17 protein-coding genes are annotated in these 23,681 nt (G+C 65.3%); 10 read left to right on the forward strand and 7 right to left on the reverse strand.

Features of this window, described 5'->3' with window-relative positions; genetic code table 11:
- Window positions 1–162: 162 nt before the first annotated feature.
- Window positions 163–1,581 carry an MFS transporter gene (locus tag AC630_RS27895; RefSeq protein WP_074121670.1) on the reverse strand — a complete coding sequence of 473 codons (1,419 nt, stop codon included), beginning with the start codon at window positions 1,579–1,581 and terminating at the stop codon, window positions 163–165.
- Between the two features lie 133 nt (window positions 1,582–1,714).
- On the reverse strand, window positions 1,715–2,221 hold the full coding sequence (locus tag AC630_RS27900) for a YciE/YciF ferroxidase family protein (RefSeq protein WP_074121671.1): 507 nt from the start codon (window positions 2,219–2,221) through the stop codon (window positions 1,715–1,717).
- 427 nt (window positions 2,222–2,648) lie between these two features.
- Here AC630_RS27900 and AC630_RS27905 point away from each other — a divergent pair, with 427 nt between their 5' ends.
- The 7 genes from AC630_RS27905 to garD all read left to right on the forward strand — a co-directional run bounded on the left by AC630_RS27905 (window position 2,649) and on the right by garD (window position 12,895).
- Entirely contained in the window at window positions 2,649–3,731 is a 1,083-nt protein-coding gene (locus AC630_RS27905; RefSeq protein ID WP_074121672.1) for a lysylphosphatidylglycerol synthase transmembrane domain-containing protein, read from the forward strand.
- A gap of 92 nt (window positions 3,732–3,823) precedes the next feature.
- Window positions 3,824–5,776 (forward strand): SGNH/GDSL hydrolase family protein, encoded by a 1,953-nt coding sequence (locus AC630_RS27910; protein ID WP_074121673.1) that lies wholly within the window; start codon window positions 3,824–3,826, stop codon window positions 5,774–5,776.
- Window positions 5,777–6,384: 608 nt separating this feature from the next.
- Window positions 6,385–7,290 carry a LysR family transcriptional regulator gene (locus AC630_RS27915; RefSeq protein ID WP_074121674.1) on the forward strand — a complete coding sequence of 302 codons (906 nt, stop codon included), beginning with the start codon at window positions 6,385–6,387 and terminating at the stop codon, window positions 7,288–7,290.
- 129 nt (window positions 7,291–7,419) lie between these two features.
- Entirely contained in the window at window positions 7,420–8,364 is a 945-nt protein-coding gene (kdgD, locus tag AC630_RS27920) for a 5-dehydro-4-deoxyglucarate dehydratase (RefSeq protein WP_074121675.1), read from the forward strand.
- Window positions 8,365–8,390: 26 nt separating this feature from the next.
- Window positions 8,391–9,734 carry a glucarate dehydratase gene (gene gudD / locus AC630_RS27925; RefSeq protein ID WP_074121676.1) on the forward strand — a complete coding sequence of 448 codons (1,344 nt, stop codon included), beginning with the start codon at window positions 8,391–8,393 and terminating at the stop codon, window positions 9,732–9,734.
- Window positions 9,735–9,783: 49 nt separating this feature from the next.
- Window positions 9,784–11,232 carry an aldehyde dehydrogenase family protein gene (locus AC630_RS27930; protein ID WP_074121677.1) on the forward strand — a complete coding sequence of 483 codons (1,449 nt, stop codon included), beginning with the start codon at window positions 9,784–9,786 and terminating at the stop codon, window positions 11,230–11,232.
- Between the two features lie 121 nt (window positions 11,233–11,353).
- Entirely contained in the window at window positions 11,354–12,895 is a 1,542-nt protein-coding gene (gene garD, locus AC630_RS27935; RefSeq protein ID WP_074121678.1) for a galactarate dehydratase, read from the forward strand.
- A gap of 60 nt (window positions 12,896–12,955) precedes the next feature.
- On the opposite strand, the gene AC630_RS27940 is transcribed toward garD, so the two are convergent.
- Window positions 12,956–13,312 carry a hypothetical protein gene (locus AC630_RS27940; protein ID WP_074121679.1) on the reverse strand — a complete coding sequence of 119 codons (357 nt, stop codon included), beginning with the start codon at window positions 13,310–13,312 and terminating at the stop codon, window positions 12,956–12,958.
- 342 nt (window positions 13,313–13,654) lie between these two features.
- Here AC630_RS27940 and AC630_RS27945 point away from each other — a divergent pair, with 342 nt between their 5' ends.
- On the forward strand, window positions 13,655–14,794 hold the full coding sequence (locus AC630_RS27945) for a hypothetical protein (protein ID WP_074121680.1): 1,140 nt from the start codon (window positions 13,655–13,657) through the stop codon (window positions 14,792–14,794).
- A gap of 53 nt (window positions 14,795–14,847) precedes the next feature.
- On the opposite strand, the gene AC630_RS27950 is transcribed toward AC630_RS27945, so the two are convergent.
- Both AC630_RS27950 and AC630_RS27955 read right to left on the reverse strand, forming a co-directional pair.
- Window positions 14,848–15,447 (reverse strand): DUF2147 domain-containing protein, encoded by a 600-nt coding sequence (locus AC630_RS27950; RefSeq protein ID WP_074121681.1) that lies wholly within the window; start codon window positions 15,445–15,447, stop codon window positions 14,848–14,850.
- Between the two features lie 106 nt (window positions 15,448–15,553).
- Window positions 15,554–16,582, reverse strand: a complete 1,029-nt coding sequence (locus AC630_RS27955) for an NAD(P)/FAD-dependent oxidoreductase (protein ID WP_074121682.1) — start codon at window positions 16,580–16,582, stop codon at window positions 15,554–15,556.
- Window positions 16,583–16,764: 182 nt separating this feature from the next.
- On the opposite strand from AC630_RS27955, the gene AC630_RS27960 reads away from it, so the two are divergent.
- Window positions 16,765–17,235 (forward strand): acyl-CoA thioesterase, encoded by a 471-nt coding sequence (locus AC630_RS27960; RefSeq protein WP_074121683.1) that lies wholly within the window; start codon window positions 16,765–16,767, stop codon window positions 17,233–17,235.
- A 12-nt stretch (window positions 17,236–17,247) separates the two neighbouring features.
- Here the strand turns inward: AC630_RS27960 and AC630_RS27965 are convergent, their stop codons facing one another.
- A complete protein-coding gene (locus AC630_RS27965) occupies window positions 17,248–17,568 on the reverse strand; it encodes a 2Fe-2S iron-sulfur cluster-binding protein (RefSeq protein WP_074121684.1) in 321 nt (106 codons plus the stop codon).
- Between the two features lie 173 nt (window positions 17,569–17,741).
- Window positions 17,742–18,086: an Hpt domain-containing protein gene (locus AC630_RS27970; RefSeq protein WP_074121686.1), complete on the reverse strand. Its 345-nt coding sequence runs from the start codon at window positions 18,084–18,086 to the stop codon at window positions 17,742–17,744.
- Between the two features lie 426 nt (window positions 18,087–18,512).
- On the opposite strand from AC630_RS27970, the gene AC630_RS27975 reads away from it, so the two are divergent.
- Window positions 18,513–23,681, forward strand: a 5,169-nt coding sequence (locus AC630_RS27975; protein WP_074121685.1) for an apolipoprotein A-IV repeat region-like domain-containing protein, incomplete at its 3' end; no start/stop codon positions are given.

The raw sequence follows: 23,681 nt of genomic DNA on the forward strand, positions 1-23,681 counted from the left end.
AACACCTGCATTCGCCACAAGCGCTCTCCTCTACAGAGATTCGAGCCATCATATAATGTGACGAACTTGCGTTCCAGATGACTAGAACCGGCAGAGGTGGACAGTCGGTAACTGATCAGGAGCCGGTTACCGCAATGGTGAACAGACAATGTGCACGGCCGCTCACGTTGGATGCCCCTGTTCCTTTGCGCCAAGGCCGATCACGCCGGCGGCGAGCAGCAGGACGGCTGCCGATATGATTAGCGACTGGTGAAGGCCCGTCATGAACGCGCTGTTCGACGCCACCAGCGAGCCGAACAGCGCGACGCCGAGCACGCTGCCGGTCTGCCGTGTCGCATTCAGGATGCCTGCCGCGATGCCGGAGCGCGCCTTCTCGACGCTGCCCAGCAAGGTCGAGGTCAGCGGAGGCACCAGGAGACCAAGTCCGCCGCTGATCGCGATCAACTGCGCGCACATCGCCCAATAGCTCGTCCCGGCTTCGATCCGGAGCAGACCGAGACAGCCGAGCGCCGACACGCAGGCGCCGATGACGATGGTCGGGCATGCGCCGATGCGCTCGGCGAGGCGCGGCGACAGCAGGTTGACCGGCAGCACCGCGCCCATCATCGGCACGAAAGCGAGCCCGGTCCACCACGCCGACAGACCGTTGATCCTCTGGAAGTAGAGGCTGAGCACGAAGATCAGGCCGTAGATGGCGACGTTCACGAGCAGGCCGACGATGGTCGTCAGGGTAAACAGGCGGTGACTGAACAACGACAAGGGCAGCATCGGCTGCGCGGCGCGGCTCTCGCGCCAGACAAACAACACGGCGAGGACGGCGGCCGCCGCGAAGGCGGAGAGCACGAGCGGATGCCGCCAGCCGAGCGCGCCACCTTCGATGATCGCGCCGGCAAGGGCCCCTAGCGCGCCGATCGCAGCGAGTTGGCCGGGAAGGTCGAGCTCGCGCGAGGCTGCACGCGTGGTCTCGCTCGCATGGCGCCAGCTCAGCCAAAGGCCCATCAGGCCAATGGGCAGATTGACCAGGAAAATCGCGCGCCAGCCGACCAGCGTGATCAGCGCGCCGCCGACGAAGGGGCCGGCGGTGAGCGCAAGACTCGCTCCGGCCGCCCAGACCGCGACGGCGCGGCCGCGTGCGCGAACATCCGCAAAGGCATGATTGAGCAGCGCCAGCGAGTTCGGCACCAGGATCGCCGCCGCCAGTCCCTGGACCAGCCGCGCGCCGATCAGCACTATTGCATTCGGCGACACCGCGCAGGCGAGCGAGGCCGCGGTGAAGATGGCGAACCCCGTCATGAAGACGCGCTTGGCGCCGATCCGGTCGCCGAGCGCACCGGCCGTCAGGATGAAGGCAGCAAACGCAATGGTGTAGGCGCTGACGACCCATTGCAGCTCGGCGACGCCGCCGCCGAGCGTCCGGCCCATCGCATCGAGCGCGGTGTTGACGATGGTGACGTCGAGCTGCACCACGCCGTAGCCGAGACTCATCGCAGCGAGCGTGAGGGAGGTTGCAAGACGCGAGCCGCCAGTCGGCACTGCGGCCGCCTCGTCGAAGGCTTCATATTTGATGGTGTTCACTCGCATGCCGCCACCTTGGTTGCAGCCCCATGCGGAACATACGCCTTCGGCCCGCCATCATGCTTCGACAAGGACCGAATGATGAATGCCGGCATCCGAGCGCCGCCGCGCGGCGCCTGCGTTGTCGCTAGATCTCGCCTCAGCTCGCCGCGCGCAAATTCACCGTGCTCTCGGCGAGCGTCGTCAGCTTCTTGTCGGCCGCCTTCTCTTCCTCGAGCGTCTTGGCGAGCACAGCCGCGCAATCGTTGCGGCCGAGCTGCTTGGCCCAGGCGATCAGGCTGCCGTAGCGCGCGATCTCATAGTGCTCCGCGGCCTGCGCCGCATTGATCAGCGCGGCGTCGAGCACCGCCTTGTCGGCGACTTCGCCGGCGGTCTCGTCGGCTTCCGCGATGATGCCGTCGATCGCCGGGCAATTGACCGCCTTCACGGCGATGCCATGCATCTTGAAGACTTCCTCGAGCCGCGCGACGTGGTGCTTGGTTTCCTCGAGGTGCGTCAAAAAGCCCTGCTTCAGCTGTGGATCGGTGGCCTTATCTGCCATTTTCGGCAGCGCCTTGGTGAGCTGCTGCTCGGCATAGTAGATGTCCTGGACCTGATGCACGAACAGGTCGTTCATGGTCTTGATGTCTTTTGTGAACAGTCCCATCGTTCCGATCCTCGCGGGTTTCGGGACACGTCGGCGCCGGCTTGCACGAAAAGCCGCATATTCCGCCATGTTCGATTGCTGATGGGGCGCTAACGAGCACCCGGCATCGGCGTTCCAAAAAAGCCTGCATCACTTGCGCTGGAACAACGCCGGCGGCGCCAGAACATGAAATCTAGTCAACGTACGGACGTGCGATCCGAGCCCGTTTCACGACTCTTATGCTTAACGCGCGTCCGATGTGAACCGTGTATGACAAAACTGGCCGGTTCGACGCAGAGCCCACCCTTGTCAAGGGCTGCACAAGCCGCTGTTTTTGCCTTAAATGAGCTTGATCAAAGCCACAGATCGACGCTTTACTTTTGCCACTGATCGTATCCGACTGGCCAATGCTTGGCCGGATCGGTGTTGCCCCCTGCCGGGAGGATGAATGCACGGACTGCCGCCCGCGCTGAGGCGCGGCTTCAAGAGATGGATCGGCTGGCGACGGCTCGGAATTGCCGCGAGCGTCTTCATCATAGCCTTCGCGGTCACAACGCTTGTGCGAACGCTCAAGGGCATCGATACCAGCGTCATCCTGACCGCGTTAACCGAGATTCCCCGCGGCAGCATCGGCTTGGCGGCAATCTGCGTGTTCTTCGCGTTCTGTACGCTGACCTTCTACGACTTTTTTGCACTGCGAACGATTGGCAAGAAGCACGTGCCCTATCGCATCGCAGCGCTGTCCAGCTTCACGTCCTACTCGATCGGCCACAACATCGGTGCCACCGTCTTTACCGGCGGCGCGATCCGTTTCCGGATCTATTCGGATTACGGGCTCAACGCGATCGACGTCGCCAAAATCTGCTTCCTGTCGGGTCTGACCTTCTGGCTCGGTAACATCTTCGTGCTCTCCATCGGCATGGCGATCCATCCCGATGCCGCCTCCTACATGGATCAGCTCCCCTCGTCGATCAACCGGCTGATCGCGGTCGGCGGCCTCGCCTCGATCGTCGCCTATCTGGTCTGGCTCTGCATGGGCGAGAAGCGCCGCGAGCTTGGCCAGAAGGGCTGGAAGGTGGTGCTGCCCTCGGCGCCGCTGACCCTGGTGCAGATCCTGATCGGCGTGGTCGACCTCGGCTTCTGCGCCACGGCGATGTACCTGCTGATGCCGGCCAATCCGCCGATCGACTTCATGTCACTGGCGGTGGTGTTCATCCTGGCGACGCTGATCGGCTTCGCCAGCCACGCGCCTGGCTCGATCGGCGTGTTCGACGCCGCCATGCTAGTCGCGCTGCCCGAATTCGGCCGCGAGCAGCTTCTGGCGACGCTTCTGGTGTTCCGCATCCTGTATTTCGTGATCCCGTTCGGCGTCGCCATCTCGATCATGGGAGCGCGCGAGCTCTGGATGAACGTGGTCAAGCCCTGGCAGGAGCGGCGCCGGCTGGCGGAGGCCTGCGCGCAGGGCAACCTGCCCAAGCAGGTGACGCCGATGGAGCGCGAACGGTCGCTACGACACGCCAGCAAGCGCTGAGGCAGGCCCAAAAAGCCGTCAGACAAAGGTTGCGGGCGGGGGAGCAATCCTCTCTTATTTCCGCCCCAACTTTGCCGTTGAAGACGCGGGCCATGATCCGAACATCCCTTCGCACCCTGTCTGCAGGCGCCCTGCTGCTTGCCGGGCTTTTGACCGCTTTGCCGCCCGAGCCCGCCGCAGCGCAGGACGCCGGCGCCATGCAGATCACCTGGGAGGTGCGCAACCGCTTCCGGCTGTTCCGCGAGGAGCGCGACTTCCTGCTTCATGTCGAGAACGCGCGTAACCGCAGCATCCTCGCCGCCGAGCAGTCGCTGGAGCTTCAGAGCGAGGGCCGCGGCTGGGCCCGTAACATGGTCAACCGGCTCTGCATCGACCTCCAGGGCCGGGTCAACCAGCCCTGCACCCGCGACAACGTCAAGGAAAACTACATCACCCCGATCGACCACCCCGTTACCGTGCGCCTGACCGGTGCGGTGCCGGTCGGCGCCACCTGCGCCTGGTCGTTCGACGACGGCGACGGGCCGCAGCAATCGACCTTCGACTGCGCCGAGCCGATCAATCTGCGCGTCCGCTACGGCAAGCAGACGGTCGCGACCGTGGACGTCTCCGCCGGCTCCGATCCGACCCAGCGCGTGCAAACCGAGATTCAAGTCCGCGACATCTTCGTCGCCGGCCTCGGCGACAGTATCGCCTCCGGCGAAGGCAATCCGGACCGGCCGCTAGCGCTGTCGGACGAAGGTTTCTGCTTCCGCTCCTATCTCGGCACCGCCGGCGCGCAGTACTACCGGCCGAGCCGTGCCGGCTACAAGGGCGGCCGCGCCTGCGAGGCGCCGGATACGCTCGCCAACTGGCAGCGCTACAGTGCGCTTTGGTTCAACTCGCCCTGCCACCGCTCGCTCTACAGCTACCAGGCCCGCACCGCGCTGGCGCTCGCGGTGCGCTACACCCACATCGCCGTGACCTTCCTGCCGCTCGCCTGCACCGGGGCCAGTATCAGCGATGGGCTGCTCGGCTCGCAGCGCGCCCGCGAATGCCCGCCCGGCAAGACCGGCGTCTGCAACACCAGCGTGAATGCCCAGGTCGCCGAGCTGCGCGAGGCGCTCACCGCCGCCAGGAAGCGCCAGCCGGACCGCACGCTCGATCTCGTGCTGCTCTCGGTCGGCGCCAACGACGTCTACTTCTCCGGCCTCGTCGCCGACGTGATCGTCGATACCGCGACCGAGCGGGCGCTGTTCCGCCGTTCCGGCGTGATGGCGAGCGTCGACGATTCCCGCGACGCGCTGGCGCGCGAGCTGCCGCAGAATTTCGTGAAGCTGCGCGAGGCCCTGAAGCCGCTCGTCGGCGGCGACCTCTCGCATGTGGTCTATGTGTCCTATGCCAATCCCGCACTCGCCGATGGCGGCGTGCCTTGCCGCGGCGGCCGCGCCGGCTTCGACATCCATCCCGCCTTCAACGCCGATCCGCAGCGCCTCGCCAACGTCTCGACCTTCGTCGATACCGAGTTCCTGCCGCAGCTGAAGGGGCTCGCCACCTGCACACGCGGCGCGCTGTGCCGCGATCCCGAATCCGACCGCATGACCTTCGTCGACGCGCATCAGTCGGCTTTCGCCGATCACGGCTTCTGCGCCCATTCGGGCAACGATCCCGAATTCGACCGCACCTGCTTTGCCGAGAACGGCCAGAGCTTCAATCCGGACATCGTGAGCGCGGCGAGCCAGCCGATGCTGTGCGGCCGCGGCGCCTCGGAGTACCGCGCCTATCTGCCCCGCGCGCGCTGGATCCGGGACGCCAATGACAGCTACTTCGCCGCAATGACCTATCCGCAAGGATTGCCGGCCGCGAGCCAGCCGACCGATATCCACGACGCGACCTGGGGCGTGCTCTCCGCCGTCTATGGCGGCGCCGTGCATCCGAGTGCCGAAGGCCATGCTGCCATGGCGGATGCGACGCTGCCGGCCGCAAGCGCCGTGCTCGGCCTCGATGCCGTGCCGCCGGGCGTCACGCGCGGAATCCTGGCGCCGCTGTTGCCGGGCGCGCAGCAGTAGAAGCAAAAGCGAACTCTCTCCTCGCGGTCATTGCGAGCGCAGCGAAGCAATCCAGAGTCCCTCCGCGAAAACTCTCTGGATTGCTTCGCTGCGCTCGCAATGACGAGATTGGGGCTCACTGTGTCCACACCCTCTCTGTCATCGCCCGCCTTGTGCGCACTTGCGCACTGGGGCGGGCGATCCAGTACTCCGTGACAGACGTGATTGAATCGAGAAGCCGCGGCGTAGTGGATTCCCCGCCTTCGCGGGGAATGACAGCGGTGTGCGTGGCACGACCTCGCTCACGCATTCTCACGATCGTTCCCCCCTTGCTGCCGTTCCATCAATCCAAAAACGGTATCGATCGATACTCCCTTCAACTTGGACACTTTGCAGCGCGCGCCTCTAGGAGTCGCCGTGAGGAAGCATTTCGAGTTCCAAGGAGGCGCGTGATGAGCGCAGTAGTGTCCGCAGCGGACGTGGGTTGTGCTCGAACGTTCCTCCTGAGGGCTCCCACGGGAGCTTGACCAGGCAACTCAACGGCGGCTCACCAGCCGCCGTCTTTGTTTTGGGGGTGATCGATGCTAGAAATGCCGGGAAAACGCCTTATTCATCTAAGGCATGTATCGATGTTCGACCTCAACCAGCTCCGCTGTTTCGTCACGGTGGCGGAGGAACTGCATTTCGGCCGCGCCGCGGTGCGGCTGAACATGACCCAGCCGCCGCTGTCCCGGCAGATCCAGGTGCTCGAGCACATCATCGATGCGCCCCTGCTGGAACGCACCAGCCGCTCGGTGCGCCTCACCCCGGCAGGTCGCAGCTTCCTGCCCGAGGCGCGGCGCATCCTGAAGCTTGCGGAAAGCGCCTCGCAAGTCGCCCGCCGCATCGCGCTCGGCAAGACCGGCTCGCTGAAGATCGGTTTCACCGCCGCCGCGGCTTACGGCTTCCTGCCCGAGCTCGTCGCGGCCTGCCGCGCCAAGCTGCCTGAGGTCGATTTCTCGCTTAAGGAGATGGTCTCGGGCGACCAGTTCGAGGCGCTGACCTCCGGCCAGATCGATGCCGGCCTGCTGCGGCCGCCGATCGCGCGCCCCGAGCTCACGAGCCGCCGCGTCGTCGCCGAGCCCCTGCTTGCCGCAATCCCGAAGAAGCATCCCCTGGCGAACGCCGACAGCATCACCATCAAGGATTTCGACGACCAGCCCTTCGTGATGTATTCGCCCTATGAGAGCCGTTACTTCCACGATCTCCTCGTGGCTATGTTCACCCGCGCCGACGTGCTGCCGCGCTACGTCCAGCATCTCAGCCAGATCCACTCGATCCTGGCGATGGTGCGCGCCGGCCTCGGCCTTGCCATCGTGCCGGCCGCGGCGGCGAGCCTGAAGATCTCGGACGTGCGGCTGCGGCCTCTGAAACTACGCACGCGCGTCCCCGTCGAACTGTTCATGGTCTGGCGCCGCGACGACGAGAATCCGCTGCTCTCGGCCCTGGTCAAAATCGCCGGCGAATTGTCGACGGCGGTGGCGATGGAAGATTGATGCTCAATTCGCATCAGTCGATATAGGCTTTGGCTTGGACGCGCATCGAACGGTCTCCTAAACCACGGCGCATGGACGCGCGGGCTTTCGTTGCGTCCTCCACAACACCCGGAAAAGGGAGCAGCGCCCATGAGCAAGATGACCCCGCAGGAAATGGCCCGGAAGATCGGATCCGGCCTCCTGTCCTTCCCCGTCACGCCGTTCAAGGCGGACCACTCCTTCGACGAGGCGACCTACCGCGCCAACATGGACTGGCTGTGTGGCTATGACGTTGCCGGCCTGTTCGCCGCCGGCGGCACCGGCGAGTTCTTCTCGCTGACGCCGACCGAGGTCCCGCAGATCGTCAAGATCGCCGTCGACGAGACCAAGGGCCGCGTGCCCGTGCTCGCCGGCACCGGCTACGGCACCGCCACCGCGCGCGAGATCGCGATCGGCGCAGAGAAGGCCGGCGCCGACGGCCTGTTGCTGCTGCCGCCCTACCTCACCCATTCCGAGCAGGAAGGCCTTGCCGCCCATGTCGAGGCGGTCTGCGCCTCCGTGAAGATCGGCGTCATCGTCTACAACCGCGACAACGCCATCCTCCAGCCCGATACGCTCGCCCGCCTCGCCGAGCGCTGCCCGAACCTCGTCGGCTACAAGGACGGCATCGGCGACATCGAGCTGATGACCCGCGTCTACACCAAGCTCGGCGACCGCCTGACCTATATCGGCGGCTTGCCGACTGCAGAGACCTTCGCCCTGCCCTATCTCGACATGGGCGTGACGACCTACTCCTCGGCGGTGTTCAACTTCGTGCCGGAATTCTCGACCAACTTCTACGCCGCCGTGCGCAAGCGCGATCATCAGACGATCCATGCCGGGCTGAAGGACTTCATCCTGCCGCTGATCGCGATCCGCAACCGCAAGAAGGGCTACGCGGTCTCGATCATCAAGGCCGGCATGAAGGTCATCGGCCGCGACTCCGGGCCCGTTCGCCCGCCGCTCGCCGACCTCACCGAACAGGAGACGGCGGAATTGACCGCACTGGTGCAAAGGCTGCCCACCGCGCGATCGACACAACAGGCGGCAGAATAACAGAAGGCAACAGGGAGGAGCGTGCTATGGCCCAGACCGAGATTTCCGGCGCCCCGGTCGTCACATCGATGCAGGTGATCCCGGTCGCGGGCCGCGACAGCATGCTCCTCAACTTAAGCGGCGCGCATGCGCCGTTCTTCACCCGCAACATCGTCATCCTCACCGACAATGCAGGCCACACCGGCGTCGGCGAGGTGCCGGGCGGCGAAAAAATCCGGCAGACACTCGACGACGCCCGCGATCTCGTGATCGGCAAGACCGTCGGCGCGATGAACAACATCCTCGCCGACATTCGTACCAAATTTGCCGATCGTGACGCCGGCGGCCGCGGCAAGCAGACGTTCGACCTGCGCGTCATGATCCACGCAGTCACCGCAATTGAATCCGCTCTCCTCGACCTGCTCGGCCAGCATCTCAACCTTCCGGTCGCTGCGCTGCTCGGCGAAGGTCAGCAGCGCAATAGCGTCGAGACGCTCGGCTATCTCTTCTTTGTCGGCGACCGGCGCAAGAGCAAGCTCGACTACGTCAAGGGCGAGACCGGCAAGCCTGAATGGTTCAACCTCCGCCACCAGGAGGCGATGACACCTGAGACGGTCGTGAGGCTCGCCGAAGCCACCCACGATCACTACGGCTTCGCCGATTTCAAGCTGAAGGGCGGCGTGCTGCGCGGCGAGCAGGAGATCGAGGCCGTCACCGCCGTCGCCAGGCGCTTCCCCAGCGCGCGCGTCACGCTGGACCCGAACGGCGCCTGGTCGCTCGATGAGGCTGTCAGCCTCTGCAAGGGCATGCACGGCATCCTCGCCTACGCCGAAGATCCCTGCGGCGCCGAGGCCGGCTTCTCCGGCCGCGAGATCATGGCCGAGTTCCGCCGTGCCACAGGGCTTCCGACCGCGACCAACATGATCGCGACCGATTGGCGCCAGCTCTCCCATGCGCTGCGCCTGGGCGCGGTAGACATCCCGCTGGCCGATCCCCATTTCTGGACCATGCAAGGCTCGGTGCGCGTTGCCCAGACCTGCCGCGACAACGGCCTGACCTGGGGCTCGCACTCCAACAACCATTTCGACATCTCGCTCGCCATGTTCACCCATGTCGGCGCTGCCGCCCCCGGCAAGGTCACCGCGATCGACACGCACTGGATCTGGCAGGACGGCCAGGCGCTCACCAGGGAGCCGCTCCAGATCAGGGGCGGCAAGATCACTGTGCCGGAGCGTCCGGGCCTCGGCATCGAAGTCGACCGCGCCGCCATCGAGGCGGCGCATGAGCTCTACAAGCAGCATGGACTTGGCGGGCGCGATGACGCTATTGCCATGCAGGACCTGATCCCCGGCTGGACCTTTGACGACAAGCGTCCCTGCCTCGTGCGCTAGGGTATTCTCGGAGCACCCCAGTTAGAAACGAACTTTCTCGGAGGACAACATGACAGCGATCCTGAAGAACTTCATCGGCGGCGAATGGGTCGACGGCTCCGGCGTCACGAAGAATATCAACCCCTCCAACACCAACGATCTCGTCGGCGAATACGCCAAGGCCGACAAGGCGCAGACCGAGAAGGCGATTGCAGCCGCAAAAGCCGCCTTCCCCGCCTGGGCGCGCTCGACGCCGCAGGAGCGCTATGACGCGCTGAACAAGATCTCGGCCGAGATCCTCTCCCGCAAGGAAGAGCTCGGCCGCCTGCTTGCGCGCGAGGAAGGCAAGACCCTGCCCGAAGGCATCGGCGAGGTCGCGCGTGCCGGCCAGATCTTCGCGTTCTTTGCCGGCGAGGCGCTGCGCCTGATCGGCGAGAAGGGCGCCTCCGTCCGTCCCGGCCTCGATGTCGAGCTCACGCGTGAGCCGATGGGCGTCGTCGGTATGATCACGCCCTGGAATTTCCCGATCGCGATCCCCGCCTGGAAGATCGCGCCTGCGCTCTGCTACGGCAACACGGTGGTGTTCAAGCCCGCCGAGCTCGTGCCGGGCTCGGCGCATGCTCTGTCCGAGATCATCACCCGCTCCGGCATTCCGGCCGGCGTGTTCAATCTCGTCGTCGGGTCCGGCTCGGTGGTGGGCCAGACGCTGATCGAGCATCCTGACGTCGCCGCGATCTCCTTCACCGGCTCGGTGCAGACCGGCCGCAAGATCGCGCAGGCCTGCGTGCTGTCGAACCCGATGAAGAAATTCCAGCTCGAGATGGGCGGCAAGAATCCGCTGGTCGTGCTCGACGACGCCGACCTCAAGACCGCCGTCGAGGTCGCCGTCAACGGCGCCTATTTCTCGACCGGCCAGCGCTGCACCGCCTCCTCCCGCCTGATCGTCACCGAAGGCATCCACGATCGTTTCGTCGCGGCGATGGCCGAGCGCCTGAAAGGTCTGTCGGTGGACGACGCGCTCAAGGCCGGCGTGCATATCGGCCCCGTCGTCGACCAGAGCCAGCTCGACCAGGACCTGCGTTACATCAAGATCGGTCAGGACGAGGGCGCGAGGCTCGCCTGGGGCGGCGAGCTGCTCAAGCGCGAGACGCCGGGCCACTACCTCCAGCCGGCGCTGTTCACCGAAGCGAACAACAACATGCGCATCGCGCGCGAGGAAATCTTCGGCCCCGTCGCCGCCGTCATCCGCGCCAAGAACTACGAGGAAGCGCTGACGATCTCCAACGACACCGAGTTCGGCCTCGCCTCCGGCATCTGCACTTCCAGCCTGAAATACGCCACGCACTACAAGCGCAACAGCGAGTCCGGCATGGTGATGGTCAATCTGCCGACCGCCGGCGTCGACTATCACGTGCCGTTCGGCGGCCGGAAGGGCTCGAGCTACGGCGCCCGCGAGCAGGGCTCCTATGCACGCGAGTTCTACACAACGGTGAAGACCGCCTATACCTATCCGGGTTGATAGGCCACGATCGTAGGGTGGGTTAGCCCGCGGCTGCGCGAAGCGCAGTCCGCTGTCGTAACCCACCTCTTCTACCTCCGCAGATAGAGGCATTGGTGGGCCCTACACTTTCGGAGTCCGCATGGACCAGTCAGTCGCAGCGAAAGAGCAGCCCCGCTACATCAAGCTCAACGAGCGCGACAATGTCGCGATCGTGGTCAATGATTTCGGGCTTCCCCCCGGCTCCCGCTTTGCCTGCGGGCTGACGCTGCGTGCCTTCGTGCCGCAGGGACACAAGACGGCGCTGGTCGACATTGCACAAGATCAAGCGATCATCCGCTATGGCGAGGTGATCGGCTACGCGCTCTCGCCGATATCGGCCGGCGAATGGGTAGACGAAGCGCGCATCCGCATGCCGGAGGCCCCTGCCCTCGACAAGCTCGAAATCTCGACCGCGGTCCCCGCGCCTCTCCCACCGCTCGAAGGATTTACCTTCGAAGGCTATCGCAACCCCGACGGCTCGGTCGGCACCAAGAACATCCTCGGCATCTCCTCCTCCGTGCAATGCGTCAAGGGCACGATGGAATATGCAGTGAAGCGCATCCGCGCCGAGTTGCTGCCGAAATATCCGAACGTTGATGACGTCGTGCCGCTGACGCATGCCTATGGTTGCGGCGTCGCGATCACAGCGCCCGACGCGGTCGTGCCGATCCGCACACTGCAAAACATCGCCCTCAATCCGAATTTCGGCGGCGAGATTCTCGTCGTCGGCCTCGGCTGCGAGAAGCTCGCGCCCGAACGGCTGGTGCCGGAAGGCGTCAGCGATGCCATCGTGCGCATGCAGGACGAAGCCTTTGACGGTTTTGGCGCGATCGTCGAGGCGATCATGACCCAGGCCGAGGCGCGCCTGAAGGTGCTCAACACCCGCAAGCGCGAGACCTGCCCGGCGTCCGATCTCGTCATCGGCCTGCAATGCGGCGGCAGCGATGCCTTCTCCGGTGTCACCGCCAACCCCGCGATCGGCTTCGCCGCGGACCTCTTGGTGCGCGCCGGCGCCACCGTGATGTTCTCGGAAGTCACCGAGGTGCGCGACGCCATCCAGCTTCTCACCCGCCGCGCCATCAACGAGGACGTCGGCCGCGCGCTGGTGCGCGAGATGGCCTGGTACGATTCCTATCTCGCCCGCGGCGGCGCCGACCGCAGCGCCAACACCACGCCCGGCAACAAGAAGGGCGGCCTTGCCAACATCGTCGAGAAGTCGCTTGGCTCGATCGTCAAGTCCGGGTCCTCCGCGATCACCGGCGTGCTCTCGCCCGGAGAGAAGGCGACGCAGAAGGGCATGCTGTTTGCGGCAACGCCCGCTTCCGACTTCATCTGCGGCACGCTCCAGCTTGCCTCCGGCATGACGCTGCAGGTGTTCACCACCGGCCGCGGCACACCCTACGGCCTTGCGGCTGCGCCCGTGATCAAGGTCGCGACCCGCAGCGAGCTTGCCCGCCGCTGGAAGGACCTGATCGACTTCGACGCTGGCAGCATCGCTACCGGCGAAAAGACCATCGAGGAAACCGGCTGGGATCTGTTCCGCCTGATCCTCGAAGTCGCCAGCGGCCGCACAAAGCCGTGGTCGGACCGCTGGGGTATCCACAACGATCTGACGCTGTTCAATCCGGCGCCGGTGACCTAAGCGCCGGCCGCGATCTTCCAGGAGATCGTGCGCGCGACGCTGTCGACCTGGTATCGCGCCTCACGTCATGCTGCCCGGCATGAAGCAGCGCACGCGCGGATGGCCGTCGATATAGTGCTTCCACACCATGGTGCGGCCGATCCTGTTCGGCTCGGTGATGACGGCGCCGTCGGGCACAAAGACCCATTCGTCGTCGAGATGCACGCGATAGTGTCCCTTATCGGATGCCCAATCGACATCGGCGACGACATAGCCGTCGGCATCCGAGCAGCATTGCCCGTATTCGCTGTGCAGGTTCTCGAACCAGGGCTTTAACGGCGAGTTGGAGTAGCGCCCGTCGTCGCGCGCAAGCGCCGATGTCGCCAGAAGCGCCGTCAGCCCCAGCAGCGTCGCCGCACACAATCTTGCAGGTCTCATCTCGTCTTCCCGCGGACCAAAGTCATCCTTGCGGGGGACAGACAAACCGTCGGCTTTCCGCGCCTTGAAACAGGCGCGGCGCCGGCGACTCGTTCCCCCAGCAGCTTTGCGACAGCTATGCAAATACAGCGCCAGCGCGCATTCCGGGAAATACTGCCGTCCCGAGCGGCGCTCGCGCCCTGCCTAACGGCGCGCCGGCGATTTGCCGCAGCTCTTTCGGAGGCTTTCCTTGTTGCGTCAGGACGTGTACGAAACTGCCGCGAACGCGATTGCATCGTTTAACCAGCTGTTTCGAATGGAAGAATTGGGTGTTGGCGTGACTGGCATCGGACCGTCAGCGCCATGAGTTCGAGGGACTTGCTTCCTGGCCAGCAGGATCCGACCGATTTGCCCGCAAACGAGGTGCAGTTTGCGCTCGTGATTTCGCGCATGCTCGAGACTGTGAAGGACGATCCGGAGTTCAGGCGGCAGCTCGTCTACGATCTTGCCCGCTACAAGCTCCAGGAGCAGTTCACCTACGCCGACGCCAAGCACATCGACCAGATGAAGCGGGCCCTCGAGGTCGCAATTGACGAGGTCGAAAAATTCTCGCGTGACGAGGCGCCCCTCGAGCGCTTGCCGCAACAACAACTCACGTCGTCAAAGGCTGCCGAGGCCGGCGGCCATCTGGTGCCTGCCGACACGACGGTTCTGCGATCGGGCATCGAGATATCCCGCAGCAAGCGGCCTATGACCTCGGGTCCGTTGTGGCCGGTGATCAAGCGTACAGGGGCCATCCTGCTCGCCGCCGGCGCCGTCGTTCTGGTCATCGCGCAGCGAGACAATATCGCCTCGCTGCGCCGACTGGTTTCGCGCCAGACCCAGGAGATCGCGCTGGTCGCGCCCAAGCCGGAGACGACGATCACGGTCACCAAGCCGGAAATGGTAGCCCCCGCCGCGCCGCCCCCAACGCGCGTGCTTCCAACCGACTACGGCATCTACGCCTTGATCAATGATCAGTCGCTGGCGGAGTTGAATGCGACCGGCGTCATGGCGCCGGACATGCGCATAGCGATTTCACCGGAGTTCAAGAAGCCCGATCGGCCGCATCTGCCGGACGGCCGCGTCAAATTCATCGTGTTTCGCCGGGACGCCGCAAACATGATCCCGGAGCGCGTCGAGGTTCGGGTGGTGGCGAAAATCGCAAGAGAGTATTCGACCGACGCCGCAGGCAAGACGTTGAGTGGCGGAGACGACGTCGGGGTCATCCGCAACTTCACCTATCCGTTCAGGGTGTCACCGATTCCGGGGAAGCCCGAAATGTACGAGCTTCACGCCGGAGAACTCGAGCTTCCGCCGGGACACTACGTCCTGAGCCTGGGGCCGCAGGCCTATTATTTCCAGGTCGACGGCGAGATCACCGATCCCAGGCAGTGTCTGGAGCGGGTCGTTGCCGGCAACGGCACGTTCTACGCGCCTTGTAAGAAAGCGCGGACTTATTAGCGCGGCCGCGCGACTGAGGCGGCACCGCAACCCCGAGGTGACGGAGCGTAAGCCTACTGCTTCGGTGCCGGCGCCATCATCGCGCCGCCCTTCTTGGTCGCGGGCGCGGGCGGCGGCTTGGTCGCGGCCGCCTGTGCGGGGAGATATTTGGCGAGGATGGCGGGATCGACCAGGGCGAGATTGGTGTCGGGCAGGCGCGTCCAGGTCTCATCCTTGCCGAGCAGCGAAATGCCGAGATAGCCGCGCAGGGTGAGCGTCTGGCCGTCCGGGCTCACCTTCATGTTGGCCTTCCAGATGTTGCCGTCGCGCGGATTGAGCACGTTGCCGCCTTCGTATTTCAATCCCTCTCGCTTCATGTTGCGGACGAAGGAGATACCGAGCACGGGCGCGTTCTTGCGATCGTCGGTGCACTTGGCGCAGACCTCGTTCGGATCGTCGCCGGGCCGCGGGAAGGTCTTCGCGATCACGCCTTCGAAGATGCCGTTGTGGTCGATGAAGAGGAACCAACCCACCGTCTTGCCGTTTTCGACCTTTTGCCAGAGGCCCGCAGCCGTAGGCTCTCCGGTTTGCGCCGCAGACGGCGTCACCGCCGCAAGCGACAGCGCGAGCGCGAGGAACGGGAACAGTCGAAAGCTGGAAAACAGATTCCGCATTATCATCACCTTGCTAAGCCACGACTGGAATGGCCGCAGACTACGGCGATTTCGCGAACGGTTCCAGCGCCAGAAACATGGGCATGGCCTTCCCGCCCCACCGCCGTCAGTTGACACCAAGTTTCTTTTGCAGGCTGGAGGACGAGGTCGTGTACTGGAACACGAGCCGCTTCTCCGGATAAACGTAGCGATGGGCTTTTTGCGCCATCAGCGCGCCCTCGTGGAAGCCGCACAGGATCAGCTTGATCTTGCCGGGATAGGTGTTGATGTCGCCGATCGCGAAGATGCCGGGCACGTTGGTCTCGAACGCGGACGTCTCGACCGGCACCAGATTGTTCTCCAGCGCAATGCCCCAGTTCGCGACCGGACCGAGCTTCATGGTCAGCCCGAAGAACGGCAGCAAGGTGTCGCAGGAAATTTCGGTCACGTTGTTGTCGTTGCCCTTGACGGTCGCGCCGGTCAGCTTGCCGTCGGCGCCGGAGAGCGCGGTGACCTGCCCGATCAGTAGATCCATCTTGCCGTCTGCCACCAGCGCGCGCATCTGTTCGACGCTGTGGGGCGCGGCGCGAAAATCGTCGCGCCGGTGCAACAACGTGATGCGCTTGGCCAGCGGATGCAGGTTGAGCGTCCAGTCGAGCGCGGAGTCGCCGCCGCCGACGATCAGTACGTTCTTGTCACGGAACGTTTCCATCTGGCGGACGGCGTAGTGCACCGAGGTGCCTTCATAGGCCTCGATGCCCGGCACCGGCGGACGCTTGGGCTGGAACGAACCGCCACCGGCCGAGATTACCACCACCTTGCATTCGAACACCTTGCCGGCGTCGGTGGTGCAGCGAAACAGGGGATCGCCGATCTTCTCCACCGTCTCCACCATCTCGCCGAGATGGAAGGTCGGGTGGAACGGCTTGATCTGCTCCATCAGCGCATCGGTGAGGCCCTGCCCTGAAACCTGCGGAATGCCGGGAATGTCGTAGATCGGCTTTTCCGGATAGAGCTCGGCGCACTGGCCGCCGACTTTGTCGAGGATGTCGACGAAATGCGCCTTCATGTCGAGAAGGCCAAGCTCGAAGGCGGCGAACAGCCCGCAGGGGCCGGCGCCAATAATCAGCACATCGGTTTTGATCACGTCGCTCATGTCGTCTCTTTATCGGTCGTTATCGGTTGGACGGCGCCCGGCGGGCAGAGGTGACCCTACCTGTCTAGCCAACGGGGATGGATCAGGGAAGGCATAAAAGCGGTAGCGCCCCGCGGCCGCGCCCACTTGCCGGGTCAGGATAACTGAGCTGTAAGGAGGAAATATATGACGGAGATCAATCGGTGAACGCACCAAGCCGCCTCGATACGACGCCGCGCCTGGAGGACTATCCCTATCGCCTCGGCGACAACGTGCGCTTCGGAGATCTCGATCCGAACCAGCACGTCAACAACGCGGTCTACGCCACCTATTTCGAGACCGGCCGCGTCACGCTGATGAAGAGCCCCGAATACGGGCTGACGCCGCCGGGCCTCGCCTGGATCATGGTGCGGCTCGACATCCATTTCCGCGCGGAGCTGCACTGGCCGAACACGATCGAGCTCGGCCTTGGCGTGGTGAAGCTTGGACGAACGTCAGTGACCTTCGAGCAGGTCGTGTTTTCGCTAGGCAAGTGCATCGCCTCGGCGACGTCGGTCGGCGTCCTGCTCGACGAGGCGACGCGGCGTCCTGCGCCGCTGACCGTAGAGGTGATCGAGAAGCTCAGACCCTGGCACAAGCGCGGCATCGAGGTCGCGCCGCCGGGCACATATTAAATGTAGAAAAGATCAGGCCTGGCGTTCCGGCGTCGCCACCACGAGCCCGTCGAGCTCATCGGAGACCTTGATCTGGCAGGACAGGCGCGAGTTCGGGCGCACGTCGAAGCCGAAGTCGAGCATGTCCTCTTCCATCGGCGTCGGGCTGCCGACCTTCTCGCGCCAGGCTTCGTCGACATAGACATGGCAGGTTGCGCAGGCACAGGCGCCGCCGCATTCTGCTTCGATGCCGGGAACGCTGTTACGGATGGCGGCTTCCATCACGGTTGCGCCGTTCTCGATTTCCACCGTGCGGGTTTCGCCCTTGTGGTCGACAAAGTGAATCTTGGCCATGTGTGCTCGTGCTGCCGCGATGTTGGTTGGGAGTAGAGGAGGGTCTGGGCTGTCCTATAACGGGTCGGTCAGCCCGGCGCCATAGCGTTTTGATGCGAAGTGGACCCCGGTTCGCGCGAAGAAAACGCGTCAAAACAAATGACTAGCCACCCGCCTTTTGGCGGGGCACCGGCCTAGTGCTTCAGGATCGCCTCGATGGCGGCGCGGGCCTCGGTCACCGCCTCTTTCAGCGCGGCGAAGGCGTGGAGCCGGTTGTGGCCGGTCCGGATCGCGATCTCGAGGCCGGCTGCGGCATCCGCCACCGCAAAGGCGCCGATGCCGCGCGCCGAGCCCTTGAGCTTGTGCGCGAGTGCGCTGGCCTCGGCCGGCAGCGCCGCCATGGTCGCGATCAGGCAGTCCGCCTGCTCGGCGAACATCGCGAGCACCTCCTGCTCCAGCTCGGCATCGCCGAGCGTCATCCGGGAGAGATGATCGAGGTCGAGCGGGCTGTTGATGGGTGCAAGCGGGGGCGAAGGCATCCAGTCCATCCGTTGCAGTTCAGGCGTCATGGCGCAGGCCCCGGCATCGCACGATGGTCCGCCGGTCCGGCGGTCAGGTTCCCCTACCGAAGCATGAAAATGGTTAACGAAGTGTTTGGGCCGCTTTACGCAAATCCGCCCGTTTATTGACGAGAAGTTGCCGCAATCTGGCGAGTTCGGTGGAGAATTACATTTATTGCTAAGGCGTTACGGCTCGATCCTGTTAACGATGATTAAGATTGTCTTAATCGCAGGCATTTCATTCGCGACGCTCTGCCAATAGGATGTTGCGGAAATTAGCGGACAAGCCGTCCGGGTGGGGACGGCTCGGAGATCCGCGTAAGCGGCATGATCCGGTCTGTGGGCTTGCGCGGCGCGCAGGGCTCGCGGGGGGGCGTGTGAGAGTAACGAGGGCTCGGACTGAACATGGCGAACACTCCCAAAAAGGTCAAAGACCCCACAGAAGTTGCGCTTTCTGCGATCCAGGAAGCCCTGAACATCAGCGACACGGCTGCGGACACCAGCCGCAATGCCTCGATGCGCAATGAGACCGCGCCTCCGGTGGTTCCGCCGTCGCCCCCGGCGTTCGACGACGAACCGGCCTTCGAGCCGCGTCCCGCCGCGAATGAACGAACCGTGTTCGACCCGATCGAGGAGCCGCGCACTTCGCGCCGCGCCGCCAATGACGATCGCGAGACCATCGGCCAGTTGCTCCAGGCGCTCCAGAAGGGCCGCCCTGCCCGCAGCGTCTATACCTTCGCCACCATCTTCGCCGGCGTCTGGCTCGCCGCCTGCGCCGCGCTGACCGTCGGCTTCCTGCCCTCGATCCAGGCCGCCATGGGCCAGAGCGGCGGGGTGCTCGTCATCGCCGGCCTGATCGCGATGTTCTTCGCGCCAATCATGCTGTTCTACTTCCTCGCGAGCCTGGTCTGGCGCGGCCAGGAAATGCGCATGATCGCGCAGGCGATGGCGCAGGTCGCGATCCGCTTCTCCGAGCCGGAAGGCTCGGCCTCCGATTCCATGGTCACCGTCGGCCAGGCCATCCGCCGCGAGGTCGCGGCGATGGGCGACGGCATCGAGCGCGCGATTGCGCGCGCTGGCGAGCTCGAGACGCTCGTTGCCAACGAGGTCGCGGCGCTCGAACGCGCCTATTCCGACAACGAAGTGCGCATCCGCGCCCTGCTCCAGGACATCGCTCATCAGCGCGACAACCTGGTCGGCCAGGCCGAGCAGGTCCGCAGCGCCATCTCCGGCGTGCAGATCGACCTGCGCCACGACATCGCGCTGATCTCGGACGCGATCGCCTCGCGCGTCGACGAGGTCGCCAAGTCCATCACCGGCGCGCTGGAAGAGCGCGGCGCCCACATCACCGGCGCGCTGAGCAACGCCGGCGACAACATGATCCTCGCGCTCGGCGAGCGCGGCGGCGACCTGCTCGACCGCCTCGAGGAGGCCAGCAACGAGACCACGCGCGCGGTGCTCGACGCCAGCGAGCGGCTGACCACGAGCCTCAACTTCAAGACCGGCCACGTCCACGACGAGTTCGTCGACCTCGCCGACCGCGTCCACGAGATGCTGAACGAGCGCATCGACCGCATCACCGGCGAGTTCGAGCAGCGCTCCGCCGCGATCGTCGACGGCATCTCCGAGCGCACCGAGCAGGTGCACGACTCCCTGAAGAATTCGTCGGACTCGCTGCTGCTCGAGCTCGAGCTGCGCTCCAACGACCTCTCCGCCAAGATCGACGACGCCGGCAACCGGCTCGCCGGCCAGATCATGACGTCCGGCGACAAGGCGAGCGAGGCGCTCGACGCCACCGTCAACACCCTCGTCGCCAAGGTCGTGAGCCAGACCGAGACCGCGCACGACTCGCTATCGCTGCAGATGAGCGCCTTCGACGAGCTGGTGAAGAACCAGGGCACCGAGCTGGTCGAGAGGTTCGCCCGCGACTCCGGCACGCTCGGCGCGCTGATCACGCGCCACATCTCCGAGTTCGACCGCACCGTGAAGACGTTCGGCGGCGAAATCGTCGAGCGCATGGGCCAGCGCACGCAGGACATCGCCGAGAGCCTGAAGACCTATGTCGACAACTTCGACACCCGCTTCAGCGCGAACGGTGGCGACATCACGACCGTGCTCGACGAGCGGCTGGTGCAGTTCGAGACCACGATCGGCGAACGCGTCGCCAACCTCGACTCCTCGCTGAACGGCAAGATCGCCGGCCTCGACAGCACGATCGAAGGCCACATCAAGACTTTCGACGACCAGTTCGGCGGCCGCGTCAGCGCGCTCGAACAGTCGTTCGACACCCGCGCCACGTCCGTCACCGAAACAATCGACGCGCGCCTCAACACGCTTGCCACGTCGCTGACCGACGGTGCCGCGCAGGCGATCCAGTCGATCGACTCCCGCCTCACCCACCTCACGACGTCGATCACCGACGGCGCATCGCAGGCCGTTGATTCGATCGACTCGCGCCTCAACCATCTCACGACCTCGCTGACCGACGGCGCGTCGCAGACGATCCAGTCGATCGATACGCGGCTGACGTATCTCACGACGACGCTGACGGCCGGCGCGTCGCAGGCGCTCGAGTCCATAGACTCCCGCCTCAACTATCTGACGAGCGCGCTGACGAACGGCGCTACCCAGGCGGTGCAGTCGATCGACACCCGCCTCACGCTTCTGACCTCGACGCTCACGGACGGCACCGCGCAGGCGATCGAGGCGGTCGACCGCCGCATCACCGGCGTCACCGAGATCCTCGACGGCCGCAGCACGCATCTGACCGACACGGTCACGGCGCGCTTCCAGGACATCCACCAGGCCATCGAGACCAAGGTCGGCGCGGTCGCCAACGACATCGACGTGCGCGTGGCGCAGTTCGAGGACCTGCTCGGCTCGCGTGTCGAAGCCGTCGCCGGCCGCATCGAGAGCAGCGGCCGCCAGGCCAGCGAGGACATGATGTCCCGCGCCGAGATGATCTCGACCGCGATCCGCTCGCATGTCGAGGACGCCGAGCGCTCGCTCACCAACCTCGTGGTTAACACCAGTGAGACGATCCAGACCGGTGCGCGCACCGCCCAGCAGTCGCTGATGACGGTCTCCTCCGACGTCAACGCCCAGCTCAAAATGACCTCCGCCGAGGTCGAGCGCGCGCTGACCGGGGTCGGCACCGGCGCCGCCAACTCGATCCTGACCAGCGCCCGCGAGGCACAGTCGACGCTGGTCGCTGCCTCGGGCGATGCGTCCAACCAGATCAAGTCGCTGTCGGCCGACATCGAGCGCACGCTGTCGGCGGCAGGCTCGGCGACCGCGGCCTCGATCCTGGCCGGCGCCCGCGAGGTGCAGACCACGCTCGTCACCGCCTCTTCGGACGCGGCCAACCACGTCAAGACGCTCACCGCCGACGTGCAGCGCTCGCTGTCGCTCGCCGGCACCACCACGGCGGAATCGATCACCGCCGGCGCCCGCGATGCGCAGAGCGCGCTGATCGCGGTCTCGAGCGAGACCGCCAACCAGATCAAGGCGCTGTCCTCGGACATGCAGCGCTCGCTCTCGATGGCGGGCACCGCGACGGCCGAGACCATCACGGCCGGCGCCCGCGAAGCCCAGAGCACGCTGGTCACCGCGTCCTCGGATGCGGCGAGCCAGGTCAAGTCGCTCGCGGCCGAAGTGCATCGTTCGCTCTCGCAGGTCGGCCAGTCGACCGCCGAGACGATCACCACCAGCGTCCGCGACGCCCAGAGCACCCTGCTCACGGTTTCGGCCGAACAGACCGGTCAGGTCCGTTCGCTCGCGGCCGAGATGCAGCGCGCGCTGGCGACCGCCGGCGGTGCCACCATCGAGGCGCTCACCAGCGGCGTACGCGAGGCCCAGGGCACGCTGATCTCCGCCTCGACCGATGCGGCGAGCCAGATCAAGTCGCTGACCACGGACATCGAGCGCACGCTGACTGCGGTCGGCGCCGACACCGCCTCGACGATCCTCAACAGCGCGCGTGAGGCGCAGACCTCGCTGACCTCGACGTCGGCGGATGCCGCGAGCCAGATCCGCACGATCTCAACCGAGATCGAGCGCGCATTGAGCACGGCCACGACGAACGCGACCAACGACATCCAGACCAGCGCGCTCAACGCCCAGAACGCGCTGATCACGGCCTCCAACGAGGCCAGCTCGCGAGTCAAGACGAGCTCGGCCGACGTCGAGCGTTCGGTGCTCGCCGCCAGCAGCAGCTTCGGCCAGGCCATGACCGGCAAGACCGACGAGATCGTCACTTACGTGCAGCAGCAGGCCGACCGTCTGTCGAACATGATCGACGCCAAGCGCGGCGCACTGGTCGACGCGATCGGCTCCAAGACCAGCCAGCTCACGCTCGACATCGACCGCGTCACCTCCGACGCACTGAAGTCGATCGAGACGCGCGGCCATGCGTTCTCGCAGACGATGATGGGCAACGGCTCCGAAGTGGCCCGTACCATCAGCGCGGCGAGCGAGATGGCCACCGGCGCGGTCGGCAAGTCGCTCAAGGATCTCGAGCAGGCCTCGCGTTCGGCGATCGACCAGTCGCGCCAGGTCTCGATCGCGGCCGTCACCGAGATGCAGGAGACCAGCAAGATCCTGCGCACCGACACGGTCGCACTGTTCGAGCGTCTGCGCGAAGGCAACATCCTCCTCCAGGAGGTGCTGACCGGTGCGCACGACAACCTCAACTCGCTCGAGCGGGCGCTGGTGACGCGCGTCGCCGACTTCGTCTCGGCGATGAACGACGTCACCTCGCGCAACGGCGCGGCGACGCAGAACCTGGAAGAACAGCTCAACGTCTTCAACACGAAGACCACGCGGGCGCTCCAGGATCTCGGCGAGCTGTCGACCCAGTTCGACGCGCACGGAAAGGCGCTGGTCGATGCCGCGCAGGTCGTCGAGCAGAGCAACAAGAACACCACCGCTTCGCTCGCCGAACGCAAGCAGGCGCTGGAATCGCTCGTCACCACGATCGACCTGCGTACGACCGATCTCGATCAACGCCTGTCGCGCTTCACCGGTCTGCTCGATGAATCGCTGGCGGCCGCCGAGGAGCGTGCCCGCGACATCGCCCGCGTCGTGGCGGAAACCGCCGGCGCAGGCTCGGCCGCGATCACCCGCCAGTTCGAAGCGGTACGGTCGGCGTCCGAAGAGGAGCACCGCCAGACCATCGAGGCGATGCACGACATCTACCGCCAGACCACCGACGAGGCGGATGCGATGTTCAAGCAGTCGACCGAGAAGTTCACCAACCTCGTCTCCAGCATGAAGCAGATGGCGTTCGAGATGCACAACGAGCTCGAAGCCACCCGCAACGAGCTGCGCCGCGGCGTGCTCGAGATGCCGCAGGAGGCCGCCGAGAGCACTGCGCAGATGCGCAAGGTGATCGTCGACCAGATCGAGGCCCTCGCCGAGCTCAACCGCATCGTGGCCCAGCATGGCCGCGGCCTCGACGTCTCCACGACGGGCCGCGCCTCCGTGCAGCGCCAGGAAGAGCCGATGGTGGCGACCGTCGGCGCCCGCAGCACCGAGACGCGCATGCGCGACACCGGCAGCGCCTCGACGCTGCCG

Origin of the sequence: Bradyrhizobium sp. AS23.2 (genome assembly GCF_001908185.1) — a bacterium.
Taxonomy (GTDB): domain Bacteria; phylum Pseudomonadota; class Alphaproteobacteria; order Rhizobiales; family Xanthobacteraceae; genus Bradyrhizobium.